Here is a 15,047-nt window from a genome sequence, read left to right on the forward strand (position 1 = left end):
GCATATGGTCTTCTTTGAGTGCTTCATACACATCGAGCTTCCCAGGAAGTTTTCCGTTTAGAAGCTGGTAAGGATTAACTTGAGCAAGGGAACTGAGAATGCGGCGGCAGTTTATTCGCTGATTGGCTTCAGTAAAGAAACAGCGGCATATGGTCTTCTTTGAGTGCTTCATACACATCGAGCTTCCCAGGAAGTTTTCCGTTTAGAAGCTGGTAAGGCTTAACTTGAGCAAGGGAACTGAGAATGCGGCGGCAGTTTATTCGCTGATTGGCTTCAGTAAAGAAACAGCGGTCATAGATGATGTCAGGAAATGGGACGGTCTGTTTAGAAAAATGCTCGTTCTCCAATCGATAGCCTACGAGAGACTCCGTATGCTGCTGAAAGTCTTCTGCTGTAAATACATAGACGTCCATGCCAAGCTGCTCGCCGGCAATGCTGAGCGCACGATAGAAGGAAGGCTCTGGCATTACCGGAATAGATGCATGCTCTGAGGCATTATCGTTGATTGAGGCCACGAGAATGGCAAGTTTGACCTTTCGATTCTGCATAGAAGCCTCCGTTAAAAGCCCGCTAAAAAACGGGAGTAATGAATCATCATGCGGACGGATGGACGAATTTTATTGTCATTTAGCGGTGTGTTATCATTTTTTGACGGTTTGGAATTGACTTCCAGCAGCCATACGCGGCCTGCCGTATCCATTGCAAGATCGATGCCGAGCTCACCGAAATGTGCTGGTATTTGCGCATCAACGCCGCGCGCGATATTTAGCGCTGCCTGTTGGAGCCGCTGCGCTGCTTCCTGCCTGCTAACCCCTGCCTGCAGATTTGATTTTGCAACAGCTTCTCCAACCGTGCTGAGCGTGCCGCCGCGCGCTAAGTTTGAGACAAAATGATGAGTTCCGGCTGTACGGGCTACAATGGATGTGATCGTCCATTTACCGCTCGAATTTTTTTGGACGAGTGCGCGGAAGTCGACTGGCCGCTTTTGGATTTCAATGAGCTGCAATCCCTGTTGAATTTGGTATCTCACGGTTTTCATCTTCGCGGAAATCGTCGAGAAGAGCTTAACCAAGCTCGTAAACTGCTGTCTTCGAGTACCAGCCGAAGTCGCATACATCACTTGATAATTGCTCGAATCAAGATGAGTGATCCGAATGATTCCTTTTCCTAAGCTACCGCGAACAGGTTTGAGAAAAACGCTGCTGTACCGAGAGCACATTGATTTCAGCATCGTATAGTTGCGCAGCAGATGCGACTCAGGCAAATAGCGAACCAAGCTTTCATCTTTCTTAAGCGCATCGAAAACCTCGGTTTTATCCAAAAACTTTTCATTGAAAACGGTAGTCTGATGGTGCTGTTTTACTTCTTTCATGAAATGTTGTACGCTGGGTCTGTTCTCCAATTTTCGTGAGGTAAGACGGTTATTAACGACGTCAGGAACGGGCATCGAGAGCTTCCGCCAGCCGTCGGAATAGATCCAGCCATCAATGTTGTCGATACTTGTGCCGATCTGATTAGGTGTGAAAAAATAAACGTACGCGCCTTGCGCTGTACAGGCTTCAACAAGCTCCCTGCAAAACATAGTAATGGAACCAAAGGGTTTATCCGGCATATGCGGATAATCTCGGCTAATGAGAACGCCGATTAAAGGCCCAAAAACGAGTGTGGCAGTGCTGGCTTTGTATTGCAGTCGGATCGATGTGCCATTTGTTAATCCCATCTGTCTGGCTAAACTTTGACTGATCCTCATTCCGTCGTACTTTGCGACAGGAATAACCTTGACATGCTGCCGAAAAGCACCAAACTTTACGAGAATGTGCTGGCCTTGAGGGATTTTCCACTGCTTTACTTGTGCTTCGCCAAGCATGAGCGTATCCTCCGGAAGCATACCGGAGCTGATCACCTGTACGGCTACTTTCGATTTGAGCATCATAAATCTCCTTCCAAGCAGGAGGATGACGATAAGAGGTTAGCGGCCTATAGGTGTTTTACACGAATTACTTCAGCATATGAGGACATCTATTCCTTTGTGAATCAGAAACGGTTCTGAAGCTTGTGTTGTTTTAGCATGCTTTTCCATCAAGGATTTGGTTCATGTATAGAATAAGGGGTATGATTGGACGTATTGAATACCAAATGAGAGCGATAAGAATGGGAGAGAGACGAATGAACATTTATGACAAAGCTTATGAATTAGCGAAGGCGCTTAAGGAAAGCGAAGAGGCATTGCTATTAAAGGCTGCGAAGCTGGAAGCAGAAGCTGATGCAGATGCAAAGGCAATGCTGGATGATTTTCGCGAGCGGCAAAACTTTTTACAGCAAAAAATGATGGCTGGTGAAGAGCCTTCTGCCGAAGATATGGAGAAGATGAGCAAGCTCTATGAAGTGATTACGCTTAATCCGTTGATAGGCAAATTGATGGATGCGGAGCGCCGGTTTGCCGTCGTGTTTGAGGATGTTAACCGCATTATGTCCGATGTGCTGAAGTCCATTGTAGACTAATAGGAGACATATACCCTGTCCCTCCTTCATAGAATGATTATGCGGACAAGAATATAAGCCGCTTATGACCGTATGAAGGAGTTGAAGGGAATGTTAGCTGGAAAAGGCCGTCATGTATTGTATTTGCTTATTGCGCTGGCGATGCTTGTATATGCGATTCCGCGTCTCGAGCTGAATGCGCCTTGGAGCTTGATGAGTGTATTCGGATTAGTATGGATTTTGTTCTCTTTAATCATCATAACGTCACATGTCAATGCGCTGGTTATGAATGATGAGAGACGGAAGGAGCTCGCGCGCATTAAGCGAGCGAAGGCGCTGTTATGGGAACAGAAGCTTGTTCAGAAGGCGACAACTGCCCGCAGAGCCCGAGGTTAGCATACAACAAAAAAAAGATCCGTCGGTATTATACCGTCGGATCTTTTTCTTGTTAATAAGCATATTTGACGAAACCTTCTTATTGGATTTCTTTAAATTGAACAAGCTGCTTAACGAATTTATATACCGCTTCCTGCTCCTTTAAGCTTAAGCCGTTCATTTGGTGGGCAACCTTCGTGGCATATCCTTCATCGTCAGTATCATCTGCAGCATCGGGGTTTGGAACAACGTTCAYGATTCTCTCGAGCGGCGTTTGAAGGGCAAACGCGATTTTGCTTAGCACATCAATCGTTGGATTTTTTTCTCCCCGCTCAACCTGTCCCATATAGGAAGCATTTATATCAGCGCGAAGAGCAAGCTGTTCTTGACTAAGCCCTCTTTTTTTGCGCAGCAGTCGAATGTTCTCTCCTACAAGTCCTGCAATCCCACTCATTGATTCACCTCAGCCTAACGATAAAACTTTACTAGTCTATCAACAACATTCTATAGAGCATATTAAAAAGAGTGACTATAGTCATTGACTAATAGATGGTCTCTTTACTATAATTGTGTAAAAAAGTATCATTCTAATAATATCATTGCCTTTAAAGGATCAATTTACCATTTTAAATAAAAGTGGTAGGATATATAAGGGCAAAATCAGTGGACACGAGGAGGATGCAAAGTGGTTGACGAATTCGAATTTTTCAGAAAAGTTCGCGCATATTATAACAATGTTCCATTCCTTGTTCAGTTCACATACCGCTTGTCTCACCGTGTCGATAAGGCTTTGGCTGCACGTGGCTCATTCAGCTGTCGTGTTAACCCGCATACCCAAATCGTTGAATATGTGCTTGACTTAAAATCTGATCCTATTTCTCGGCCGCACAGCGAGCAAAGCTCTTTTTTGTTCTCTAGCATATACGATGAAATTCCATCACAAGTGATAGAAATGAATCAATTCCTTATCCAATCACTGCGATATCCGATTCCGATTGAATATGATTGGCAAGCGTTTATCATGTCAGGCGCTGAAGATGCCATCAACGTTCAAACGGTACAGCAGCTGTTCAAGAAATGGCGGTTTAAAGGCTTGGAGGGCCAGCTGATCGATGGCAGGCTGCGTACGAATCAAGTTCTGCTTCAATGGCAGCTCTAGATTAGGCCCGAATTGAGGGTGAGCATGACTTGTTCCTCGCTTTCTCCTATAATAGGGAGAAACAAAGGCAAGTGGACGGAGGATATAAGGTGGCTTCAATCGGACCAGGCAACGAGACTAACACGAAGCATGAACAAATATTGATTTATATACAAAGCTTGAAGATTGGAACGAAAATATCCGTACGCGCGATTGCCAAGGAATTAGGCGTCAGCGAAGGAACGGCTTATAAAGCTTTTAAAGAAGCGGAAAGCTCTGGCCTTGTCAGCACGAAGGAACGTATCGGAACGGTGCGAATTGATCGGAAACGGCGTGAAGCGCTGGACCAGCTTACATTTGGCGAGGTTGCCGAAATCGTGGAAGGCAAGCTGTTCGGCGGAGCAGCCGGCCTTGATAAAACGCTGCATAAGTTTGTCATTGGTGCAATGGAGCTGGATGCGATGTTGCGCTACATTGACGAGGGCAGCTTGCTAATAGTCGGCAACCGTATCGGGGCGCATCGCTGCGCGCTTGAGGAGGGAGCAGGCGTATTGATTACAGGCGGATTTGAGCCGAGCGCGGAAGTAATCAAGCTTGCTGACGAGCGCGTTCTCCCAATCATCTCATCGCGGCATGATACGTTTACAGTCGCCTCCATGATCAATCGTGCGATGTACGACCGGCTTATTAAGCGGAAGATCATGCTGATCGAAGACATCGTAACCTTCAGCAGACCCGCTGATGTGATGCGAATCGGGCAAACGGTTTTGGACTTCCATAAAATATCGCGGGAAACGGGTTATTCCAGATTTCCAGTAGTCGATGTAAGGGGCAAGGTTGTTGGCATGATGACGGCTAAGGATGCTGTGGGATCGCCTGAGGATAGCGCGGTAGATAAAGTGATGACAAAAAATCCGATTACAGCGGCACCCAATATAACGGTCACTTCGGCTGCTCATACGATGGCTGCGGAAGGTATTGATTTGTTGCCTATCGTTGACAGGCATCGCAAGCTGTTAGGCGTTGTGACGAGGCAAGAAGTGCTTGATGCGATGCGATTTGCTGGAAAGCAGCCGGAATCGGGAGAGACTTTCGAAGACTTAATGTGGACGGGCTTTATGGCTACAACAAATGTTAATGTCATTGGTCAGGACGAGCTGGGCATTGCTTATAAGGGAATCATTACACCGCAAATGTCAGGTGCGCTTGGGATGGTGTCGGAAGGACTTCTCTCTACGCTAATGACGCAAGCGGCTCGCAGAATGATTCGAGAAACGGCGAAGCGTGACTATTTGCTGGAGAGTATGACGACTTTTTTTGTAAGGCCGGTTCAAATTGACAGTGAGGTTACGATCATACCTAAAGCGCTTGAGATGAGTCGGAAGTTTACGAAGCTTGAAATCGAAGTGAAGGACAAACAAGGCTTGGCCGCCAAAGCGATGCTGACGGCCCAAATGATTGATCCGTATTAATTGCACATTTAATTTCTTGTCGAGCTGTACGCGCTGAGATTGCGAAGACCAGCAAATACATTAAATACGCCGATCACAAGGAATATAGCGCCAATTACGATGCGAAGCGTAGATTCTCCGGACAAGAACAACTGAACGAGAGCGATAAAAAGCAGCATGGCTCCCATGCTAATATTCATTCTAGCTGTGAAGAGGCCCCGGGTTCTCGCATCAGTGGAGCGGCGTGATTTAAAGCTGAATACAGCCGAAAGCACGAGTGTAATTAGGATGCCCGGCACAAGCAGCCATTGCATCAGTTGATCCATGGAAAAGCAACTCCTTTTAAGTTACGTATGTACAGCTTCGATCTTGTGAATAGACAGGCTCTATTGTATCACGAATCGCAGCTGTATGCTTAAGAAGGAGGCTTTGCATAATCACGCACCTTGATCCAGACATGCAGCACATTATCAACGACAAGAATAGTCTTAACCTCAATGGTATAGTCCTTGCTGTTCACATCCATATAGACCTTCTTCTCAAGGAGGTTGCGTGCGAATTTTGCGTCAGAGTCAATTTCATAAATGCTTTGCCCAAGGAAGACGCTCAAATCCCCTTTTATCCGCTTAATAATCAACGCCTCGGTAACTTGATCAAGATGGGGCCTTCCCGTATTTTGGCCGGCTTCTTTCTCTACACGGGGCAGGATGCTTTTTATAACGGTATGCTGATTCTTGAATTCATTTAAATGTTTTAAATCCGTTTCGTATTGCTCCAGCTTAACCTCCAGCTCACTCTTCAATGTGATTAAAGCCTCAAATTGCGCCAAATAAAGCGAATTGTACACAATTGCGCCAATGATCATCCCGAGTGTCAATACTCCTACCATTTGCAGTCCTCTCGTGAAACGGCTAAACGGCGGCACGCGCATCGCTTAGGTGGCTCCCTTGCAAATAAGCCGCACTAGCTCTGTGCCTAAATGTGCACCCAGAAAAGCGATAATAATAAAGCAGATTTGCTGGGCTGCCGGCGATAACTGACCATCCATAATGTTGCTTTCAATGACTCGAACGGGATCAATCGACCCCCCGATTGCTGCGACGATCGCCCATATTTTCAGTTTTATGGCTGTATCGAGCATTGTATGGGCTGGCGGCATCAGCATAAACACCGATCCCACTGCTGCAAGCGTAGATCCACCTAAAACAACGCCAAATGCGATAAAGAAATCAAGTCCTGCTTTGGACAAAAAATAGCTCACCCGTATCCCTCCAAAAATATAGTCTTGTAGATTAACACCGCATGCTTGTATGCTCTGCTACCATTCTATGGGCGTGTCCATCGCTATTATGATAAAATAGAATTATCTTATTTTTGGACGAAGCGGAAAGGAACCGATGCGATGAGCGGCCATAATGAACAATCTTTCGTGCATTTGCACGTCCACAGCGAATATAGCCTGCTCGACGGCGCCGCCAGAATTAAAGATTTGACAGCTAAAGCTGCGGACCTCGGCATGAAGGCACTTGCGCTCACCGATCATGGAGTCATGTACGGAGCTATTCCTTTTTACCGGGCATGCCGTGCACAAGGAATAAAACCGATTATTGGGTGCGAGCTATATATGACGACTGGTTCTCGCTTTGAGAAAGGGTCGCGCAAGGAAAATCCAATCTATCATTTGATTGTGCTTGCCAAAAACGAAGCGGGCTATCGAAACTTAATGAAGCTCTCCTCCATAGCACATTTAGAAGGTTTTCACTATAAACCCCGCGTTGATTTGGAGATGCTGCGTGAGTACTCTGAAGGGCTGATTTGTTTAAGCTCTTGTTTGGGGAGCGAGATCTCTCAGCATCTGCTGCATGACCGCTTGGAGCAAGCACGAAGCAGCGCTTTGCGTTATAAAGATATTTTCGGAGATGACTTTTATTTAGAGCTGCAGGATCATGGTCTTCTGGATCAGAAAAAAGTAGCTGTTGATATGATAAAGCTTGCAGAGGAAACAGGTATTAAGCTGGTCGCTACAAATGATGTGCATTACTTGCAGGCTGAGGACGCTGCTATGCAGGATGTGCTTATTTGCATCGGTACGGGCAAAACGACAGAGGATACTGATCGATTGCGCATGCTGACGGATCAGATGTATCTGAAGAGTGCGGACGAAATGGCGCTGCTGTACAGACATGTGCCTGAAGCGATTGCGAATACAGTTGAGATCGCGGATAAATGTGAGCTTGAACTGACGCTTGGACGCGCTGCGCTTCCTATTTTTAGGCCGGTACCATCGGGTATGAGCTCAGCCGATTACTTAATTACTTTATGCCGCGACGGATTAGTTGCTAGATATGGCGGAAATCCAGAGTGGGTTCAAGATACTGATTATAGACAAAAGGCGGAGCAGCGGCTCGAATATGAGCTGTCTGTCATCGAGAAGATGGGATTCAGCGACTATTTTCTGATCGTTTGGGATTTTATTCGCTTCGCTCATGATTCAGGCATTAGAACGGGACCTGGACGGGGCTCGTCCGCGGGTAGCCTTGTTGCGTATACGCTTCGAATAACGGATGTTGATCCGCTGAAATATAAGCTTTTGTTCGAGCGTTTTCTTAATCCTGAGCGAATTTCCATGCCCGATATTGATATTGACTTCAATGATGAACGGCGTGACGAGGTCATTGCTTACGTGGCAGCCAAATACGGCGAAGAGCATGTTGCTCAAATCATTACATTCGGAACGATGGCGGCCAAGGCAGCAGTTCGGGATGTAGGCAGAGCTATGAACGTTCCGTTTCAAGAGGTGGATCGAGCAGCTAAGCTTATTCCAAACCAACTGGGCATTACGATTGAGGAAGCGCTCCGCATGAGCAACGAGCTTCGCGAAGCAAGCGAGCGTCAGCCGAAGACGGCTGCTATGCTGAAGATGGCCTTGAAGGTTGAGGGCATGCCAAGGCATGCCTCCACTCATGCTGCGGGTGTTGTGATTTCACAAGAGCCGCTTACACACTATACGCCAATACAGACTGGAAGCGAGAGAATTCCGCTCACCCAATATTCAATGGAGCATTTAGAAGCTATTGGACTTCTAAAAATGGATTTTCTCGGCTTGCGTACACTCTCCATTCTAGAGCGTGCACTGCACGCCGTTAAGGAGCAGCACGGCAGAGTGATCGATTTCCACACCATTAGCGATAGTGATCCGGCAACGTATGCCATGCTGAGCCGCGGCGACACGACCGGAATTTTTCAGCTCGAGTCTGCTGGTGTGCGGCGAGTGCTGAAGGAAATGAAGCCAACGGAATTCGAGGATATCGTCTCCGTCCTTGCACTCTACCGTCCCGGCCCGATGGAGTTTATTCCTAAATACATTCAAGGCAAACACGGGCTCGTAACGGTTGAATATCCGCATCCGTCGCTAGAGCCTATTCTCTCTGACACTTACGGCATTATTGTTTATCAAGAGCAGATCATGCAAATTGCCTCCTTGATGGCTGGCTTTTCTCTTGGCGAAGCGGATTTGCTGCGCCGAGCAGTATCCAAGAAGAAGCGTGAGGTGCTCGACGAAGAGCGGGCTCACTTTGTGAAAGGAAGTCTTGCAAAAGGGTATTCAGAAACGGATGCCAATCATGTCTACGACATGATTGTTCGATTTGCCGATTATGGGTTCCCTCGGGCGCATGCAGCAGCATATGGAGTACTCGCCTTTCAGACAGCATGGCTTAAAGCTAACTATCCTGTGCCGTTTATGGCATCGATGCTCGCTTCAGTTACAGGAAATCAGCGGAAGACCGCTGAATACGTGGATGAATGCCGGCGAATGGGCATTGCTGTGCTGCCGCCTGACGTTAATGAAAGCAGCGTATCGTTTACACCTGTTGAGAAAGCGGTTCGATTCGGGCTGGCAGCTATTAAAAATGTGGGCACACAAGCCATTGAAGCGATTTTAAAAGAGCGAGAGGATCGGCTCTTTGATAGTCTTCTAGATCTTTGCCAACGTGTAGACCTGCGGGTTGTGAACAAGCGGGTGCTGGAGTCGCTCATTCAGGCGGGAGCTCTTGATTCGTTGCCAGGACATCGTGCTCAGCTACTAGCTGCATTGGAGGAGACGGTAGAGACAGCAATCAAATGGCGCAAAGACCGTGAAGAGCTGCAAATTGAAATGTTTGGTTTAGATGAGGTGCAGAACTGGGATGTCGAGCTGCCCGAAATCCGTCCGTACACGACAGGGCAACAGCTTGATTTTGAAAGGGACCTGCTGGGGCTTTATTTATCCGGCCATCCGCTGGATGCTGCCGAGCAGCAGCTGTCAGCGCTAGGTCTTGATCGGTTTGTTGAGCTGTCTGATGCAAAGGACGGGGCGATTGCTATTGTAGGCATTATGGTCGTATCCATCAAACCTTTCACGAATAAGAAAGGTCTGTCCATGGGTTTCCTCGAGCTTGAAGATCGCATAATGCGTGTGGAAGCTGTCGTATTTCCAACGATCTGGAAGCGAATCGAAAGCAAGCTCAAAAAGGGCGGCTTAGCCATTATACAAGCAACGGTTCAGCAGCAGGATGATGACTATAAGCTCATCGTTGAAGATTGTGTACCGATTGAACATGCGGAGATGGAGCTTGCGGATCACGTAGGACGGCTGCAGAAGCAGGCGAAGGCTCGCGCGGCAAGAACGGGCGGGAGCAGCTATACTTCTCAGGGCAGTACTCAGAAAACGCAAGGCCAAGCTAACCGAACGACGTCACCTAGCAATCGGCCAGCTTTCCAGACTAAGGCTGCTGATAATAGTAGCGTTAAACCTGGCCCTCAGTCGGGAAATAACCGCACGACACCTGCATCCGATGAGCGCAAGCCGCAGCGCGTATATATAAAAATTTTGGCTGAAAATGAACAGCCTGCTGTCCTTGAACAGCTGAAAAGTGTTTTGGCTGGTCATTCCGGACAGCTCGCTACCGTGTTATTTTATGTACAAGGACAAAAATCGATTGCTCTCAGCGATAGTTATCGCGTTAAACCATCTGCTGAGCTTATCTCAGCCGTTGAGCAGCTCTTGGGTGAAGGCTCGATCATCGTAAAATGACAACGACATAAACAAGTTGATGCGAAACCATCTGAATTCTATTTCTCGCTTCGGGTAAATCAGAAATTAAATGCTGATCTTATGCTTGAAAATATGCATGGCGAGAATAGGTTTGAGCTGAGCAAACCGTGGTCTGAAGTTATTTCGATAGTGAGATTATGCAAAAAAATAAGAAGAAAAATTATTCTTTTGCCATGAATATTTGGTATTGATGCAATAGGATTTCTACCCTCCTGCTTTATCTTGCAAGCAACGGCATTTCGTATGCACATCAGAGCCTATCTGTGCATATGTTTAGAGATACATGTGAAGATGGCTATGGGGCTCGGAGAGTGCGAGCGCCGCCTGAGGACAATGTCATCTGCTCACGCCTATGTTTCCAAGATAAACGTACAAGCAGTTACGGGAGGAATGAGTCCTATGACAGGAATCGAGAAATGGCTCTTAAAACGAGGGGTATCCATCGATGATGTAACAGAAATCGTTTATACGCTGCAGCGTCCCTATAATGGTGATTTGACGATGGAAGAGTGTGAGGAAAGCGTAAGGGCGGTACTTGGCAAACGAGAGGTTCAATATGTCATGTATACGGGTATGGCCCTTGATGAGTTAGCTGAGCGGAAGTTATTGCCAGAGCCTTTGCAATCGATTATGGAAAATGATGAGTCGCTTTACGGTGTGGATGAGACGCTTGCGCTCGGCATTACGAATGTTTACGGCATGATTGGATTGACGAGCTTCGGATATTTAGATAAAGTAAAACCCGGTATTATTCGTCAACTAAATATAAAAGGTGAACGAATTCATGTTTTTTTAGATGACCTGGTTGCTGGATTAGCCGCTGCCGCGTCTGCTCGAATTGCACATCAGGACCCGAAAGCGATCCAATATGATTTGCCGGATTCGCCTTAACTATGGTATCATTGTGAGATCATATGGCCTGTTACCGGGATAGCTGTGCTTAGTAAGTGAGCTTTGTGGAAGCAAAGTTTTCAGGAGGTACCATGATGTGGACGGTCATTTATATCGCACCAACAGCAAAAATTGCAGATAACATCAAGAAGCGGCTAACGGATGAAGGGTTTCTGGTGAAAATCCGCTCCGTCAATCTGTCCAAACAGCAATACGAGATACTAGTTCCGTCAGGCGAGTTGGAGGAAGTTCAAGAAGTATTCAACTCCATTATGCGGCCATTATGATGGACTGCTCTATACTATTGCGCCTTGAGAGGTGTCACACGTGCAAATAAAAGATTTATTTACTAAGAAAAAATATGCAACAATACCTTCGGAACCACGCAAGCGTGAAGTTCCTGAGGGCTTGATGAATAAGTGCTCCAAATGCGGCACGATTCAGTATAGCAAAGAGTTGGAAAAGAATTTGAAGGTATGCTCATCCTGCGGTTATCATTACCGTCTAAGCGCGTTGGAGCGTATTGCATTAACGCTTGATGATGGGCATCTGGTAGAATACGATGCCAATATGGAATCCATCGATCCTCTAAACTTCCCAGGTTACGCGAGCAAGCTAGAGCAGCAGAAGAGCAAGTCGAGTCTTCGCGAAGCTGTCGTAACAGGAGAAGGTACGATTGGTGGTTTTCCTGTCGTCGTAGCAGTCATGAGCTTTGATTTTTTCACTGGCAGTATGGGATCCGTAGTTGGAGAGAAAATTACAAGAGCGATCGAAGCGGCTCATGAGAAGAAACTGCCGCTTCTTATTTTCTCAACATCGGGCGGCGCCCGGATGCAGGAAAGTATTCTTAGCTTAATGCAAATGGCCAAAACGAGCGCGGCACTTTCAAAGTTTCAAGGTGCCGGGGGTTTGTTTATTTCGATTTTTACCGATCCTACTACGGGCGGGGTTTCGGCAAGCTTTGCGAGCTTGGGCGATTACAATTTGGCCGAGCCTGGCGCGTTGATCGGTTTTGCCGGACGAATTGTTATCGAACAAACGATTCGCCAGAAGCTGCCTGACGACTTCCAGACGGCTGAGTTTAACTTGCAGCATGGCCAATTGGATAAAGTCGTACACCGCAAAGATATGAAACCTACGTTAGCAAAGCTGCTTGATATGCATTGCGTAAGGGAGGAAACATCCTATGGCGGGTGAGCTGCCTTTTGAAAAACCGTTGAACGACTTGCGGCAGAAGGTAACTGAGCTTAAGACCTTAAGCGTGGAGAAGGGTATCGACTTCACGGAAGAAATTCGAGGTCTTGAGCTTAAGTGCAAGCAGCTGGAAGAAGAATTGTATAGTGAGCTGACTCCGGCTCAAAAGATGCATATGGCGCRTCATCATCAGCGTCCGACATCGTTAGACTTCATTCAAACGGTATTTACCGATTATATGGAGCTTCATGGAGATCGTCTGTTTGCAGATGATCTTGCCATCGTTGGTGGCCTTGCTAAGATAAACGGTGTTCCAGTTACTGTTATTGGACACCAACGCGGCAAGGATACTCGTGAGAATATTGCTCGTTTCTTCGGCAGTCCTCATCCTGAGGGCTTCCGCAAGGCGCTTCGTCTCATGGAGCAAGCGAACAAATTCAAGCGGCCAATCATCACGTTTATTGATACGAAGGGTGCTTATCCGGGCAAAACCGCCGAGGAGCGAGGTCAATCGGAAGCGATTGCGCGCAACCTGCGGGAAATGGCCGGCTTCGGCGTGCCTATTATTTGTATCGTTATTGGTGAAGGCGGCAGCGGGGGAGCACTCGCTTTAGGCGTCGGAAACCGTGTATTAATGTTGGAAAATGCGATTTATAGTGCAATCTCGCCAAATGGAGCGGCATCCATCTTATGGAAAGATGCTTCCAGGGCAGATCAAGCAGCTGAAGCCATGAAGATTACAGCCAAAGACTTGTTAGAATTTGGTGTAATTGAGGATATTGTTCCAGAGCCGCAGGGCGGCRCACATAAGGACTTGGCATTTCAAGCGGAGCAAATTAAGGAAAAGCTGTGGCAGCATTTACAAGAACTTATGAAAATGAGTGCTGAGCAGCTTATCGAAGATCGGTATAATAAATTCCGTAAAGTCGGTCAATTCAAGATCGTTGAAGAGCCCGGAGATGTGGCGGACGGAGCAGTTGCTGATACAAATATCGGTATAAAAGCGGACGCGGTGAATGTATCTCAGGAACAGGCGCCGGAAGCAACTCCGACCGTTCAATAGTGAATAATATGTAAAAATGATTATTTCACTGTACAAGCAGTGGGTTGTCATGTCAGTATAGTAAAGAATATCAGGCAGTATACGGAGGAAACTTAACATGCGTAAAACGAAAATTGTTTGTACTATCGGTCCATCCAGCGAATCACTGGAAAACACAAAAAAGCTAATCAATGCAGGTATGAACGTTGCCCGTCTTAACTTCTCACACGGAGATTTTGAAGAGCACGGCAACCGTATTAAAAACATCCGCATTGCAAATGCAGAACTTGGTACTTCGGTAGCGGTTTTGCTTGATACGAAAGGCCCTGAAATTCGTCTTGGTAAGCTTAAAGAAGAGCCGATTGAGCTTAATCAAGGTGAAATCGTTACGCTTACTACAGAAGAAATTTTGGGTGACCGCAACCGTGTTCCTATTACTTACAACAACCTTCCAAACGATGTAACAATTGGTTCAACTATCCTCATTGATGATGGCTTGATCGGATTGACAGTTGAAGAGGTTAAAGGCACTGAGATCGTTTGCCGTATCGTAAACAGCGGTCCAATTAAAAGCAAAAAAGGCGTTAACGTTCCTGGCGTGAAAATTTCATTGCCTGGTATTACTGAAAAGGATGCTAACGATATCGTATTTGGTATCGAGCAAGGCGTAGACTTCATCGCAGCATCTTTTGTTCGTAAAGCGAGCGACGTGCTTGAAATTCGTGAATTGCTTGAGCGTCATAATGCAGGTCACATTCAAATCATCTCCAAAATTGAGAACCAAGAAGGCGTAGACAACCTTGATGAAATTCTTGAGGTTTCTGACGGTCTTATGGTAGCGCGTGGCGACCTCGGCGTTGAAATTCCAGCTGAAGAAGTGCCGCTCGTTCAAAAAAATATGATCAAAAAAGGTAACCGTGTAGGTAAACCTGTCATTACAGCAACACAAATGCTTGATTCCATGCAGCGCAACCCGCGTCCAACTCGCGCAGAAGCGAGTGACGTTGCAAATGCGATTTTTGACGGTACAGATGCGATCATGCTTTCCGGCGAAACAGCTGCGGGAAGATATCCAACTGAATCCGTACAAACAATGGCTCGTATTGCTGAGCGTGCGGAAGCCGCTTTGGAATACCGTGAAATTTTCACAAAACAAGCCAATGCACAACAAGTATCCGTTACAGAAGCAATCAGCCAAGCTGTTGCTAACTCGGCTCTTGACCTTGGTGCAAAAGCGATCATCACATCGACGCAAAGCGGCTTTACAGCTCGCATGGTATCGAAGTACAAGCCTAAAGCTCCAATCATTGCTGTAACGACTGATGAGAAGGTATTGCGTCGTCTATCTCTCATTTGGGGCGTATTTGCAGTGCTTGGTCC

At 46.6% G+C, this 15,047-nt stretch carries 16 protein-coding genes; 10 read left to right on the plus strand and 6 right to left on the minus strand.

Annotated features, from left to right (window positions below; genetic code table 11):
• Positions 1-128: 128 nt before the first annotated feature.
• Together AC1DSE_RS16545 and AC1DSE_RS16550 are read right to left on the minus strand one after the other, a co-directional pair.
• Positions 129-548, minus strand: coding sequence for a hypothetical protein (locus AC1DSE_RS16545; protein WP_477527915.1), 420 nt, complete (start codon positions 546-548; stop codon positions 129-131).
• An 11-nt stretch (positions 549-559) separates the two neighbouring features.
• The gene (locus AC1DSE_RS16550; protein ID WP_477511053.1) at positions 560-1,930 is read right to left on the minus strand and encodes a YheC/YheD family endospore coat-associated protein; all 1,371 of its coding nucleotides are present in this window, start codon (positions 1,928-1,930) and stop codon (positions 560-562) included.
• Positions 1,931-2,166: 236 nt separating this feature from the next.
• Between AC1DSE_RS16550 and AC1DSE_RS16555 the strand changes: the two genes are divergently transcribed.
• Entirely contained in the window at positions 2,167-2,502 is a 336-nt protein-coding gene (locus AC1DSE_RS16555; RefSeq protein WP_441909043.1) for a YlbF family regulator, read from the plus strand.
• A 90-nt stretch (positions 2,503-2,592) separates the two neighbouring features.
• A complete protein-coding gene (locus AC1DSE_RS16560) occupies positions 2,593-2,877 on the plus strand; it encodes a hypothetical protein (RefSeq protein ID WP_339207799.1) in 285 nt (94 codons plus the stop codon).
• A 79-nt stretch (positions 2,878-2,956) separates the two neighbouring features.
• Here the strand turns inward: AC1DSE_RS16560 and AC1DSE_RS16565 are convergent, their stop codons facing one another.
• Entirely contained in the window at positions 2,957-3,310 is a 354-nt protein-coding gene (locus tag AC1DSE_RS16565; RefSeq protein ID WP_477527916.1) for a helix-turn-helix domain-containing protein, read from the minus strand.
• A gap of 231 nt (positions 3,311-3,541) precedes the next feature.
• Between AC1DSE_RS16565 and AC1DSE_RS16570 the strand changes: the two genes are divergently transcribed.
• Both AC1DSE_RS16570 and AC1DSE_RS16575 read left to right on the plus strand, forming a co-directional pair.
• A complete protein-coding gene (locus AC1DSE_RS16570; RefSeq protein ID WP_076267806.1) occupies positions 3,542-4,015 on the plus strand; it encodes a hypothetical protein in 474 nt (157 codons plus the stop codon).
• Positions 4,016-4,113: 98 nt separating this feature from the next.
• Complete coding sequence (locus AC1DSE_RS16575; RefSeq protein WP_441876186.1) at positions 4,114-5,466, plus strand: DRTGG domain-containing protein; 1,353 nt, start codon at positions 4,114-4,116, stop codon at positions 5,464-5,466.
• A gap of 8 nt (positions 5,467-5,474) precedes the next feature.
• Here the strand turns inward: AC1DSE_RS16575 and AC1DSE_RS16580 are convergent, their stop codons facing one another.
• The 3 genes from AC1DSE_RS16580 to AC1DSE_RS16590 all read right to left on the minus strand — a co-directional run bounded on the left by AC1DSE_RS16580 (position 5,475) and on the right by AC1DSE_RS16590 (position 6,706).
• Complete coding sequence (locus tag AC1DSE_RS16580; RefSeq protein ID WP_076267805.1) at positions 5,475-5,771, minus strand: YtpI family protein; 297 nt, start codon at positions 5,769-5,771, stop codon at positions 5,475-5,477.
• Between the two features lie 89 nt (positions 5,772-5,860).
• Entirely contained in the window at positions 5,861-6,376 is a 516-nt protein-coding gene (locus tag AC1DSE_RS16585) for a sporulation membrane protein YtrI (protein ID WP_477527917.1), read from the minus strand.
• Positions 6,377-6,379: 3 nt separating this feature from the next.
• Entirely contained in the window at positions 6,380-6,706 is a 327-nt protein-coding gene (locus AC1DSE_RS16590) for a YtrH family sporulation protein (protein ID WP_076267803.1), read from the minus strand.
• Positions 6,707-6,847: 141 nt separating this feature from the next.
• On the opposite strand from AC1DSE_RS16590, the gene AC1DSE_RS16595 reads away from it, so the two are divergent.
• The 6 genes from AC1DSE_RS16595 to pyk form a co-directional block, all read left to right on the plus strand.
• On the plus strand, positions 6,848-10,519 hold the full coding sequence (locus AC1DSE_RS16595; protein WP_477511010.1) for a DNA polymerase III subunit alpha: 3,672 nt from the start codon (positions 6,848-6,850) through the stop codon (positions 10,517-10,519).
• Between the two features lie 420 nt (positions 10,520-10,939).
• A complete protein-coding gene (locus AC1DSE_RS16600) occupies positions 10,940-11,431 on the plus strand; it encodes a phosphatidylglycerophosphatase A family protein (protein ID WP_076267801.1) in 492 nt (163 codons plus the stop codon).
• A 95-nt stretch (positions 11,432-11,526) separates the two neighbouring features.
• Positions 11,527-11,718, plus strand: coding sequence for a glutamate decarboxylase (locus tag AC1DSE_RS16605; RefSeq protein WP_076267800.1), 192 nt, complete (start codon positions 11,527-11,529; stop codon positions 11,716-11,718).
• Positions 11,719-11,758: 40 nt separating this feature from the next.
• Positions 11,759-12,628 carry an acetyl-CoA carboxylase, carboxyltransferase subunit beta gene (gene accD / locus AC1DSE_RS16610; protein WP_076267799.1) on the plus strand — a complete coding sequence of 290 codons (870 nt, stop codon included), beginning with the start codon at positions 11,759-11,761 and terminating at the stop codon, positions 12,626-12,628.
• Positions 12,618-13,688, plus strand: coding sequence for an acetyl-CoA carboxylase carboxyltransferase subunit alpha (locus AC1DSE_RS16615; protein WP_477527918.1), 1,071 nt, complete (start codon positions 12,618-12,620; stop codon positions 13,686-13,688). Before accD ends, AC1DSE_RS16615 begins: the two co-directional genes overlap by 11 nt.
• Positions 13,689-13,785: 97 nt before the next feature.
• On the plus strand, positions 13,786-15,047 hold a 1,262-nt coding region (gene pyk / locus AC1DSE_RS16620; protein ID WP_477527919.1), incomplete at its 3' end, for a pyruvate kinase.

It is taken from the genome of Paenibacillus sp. 01L418 (assembly GCF_056400045.1).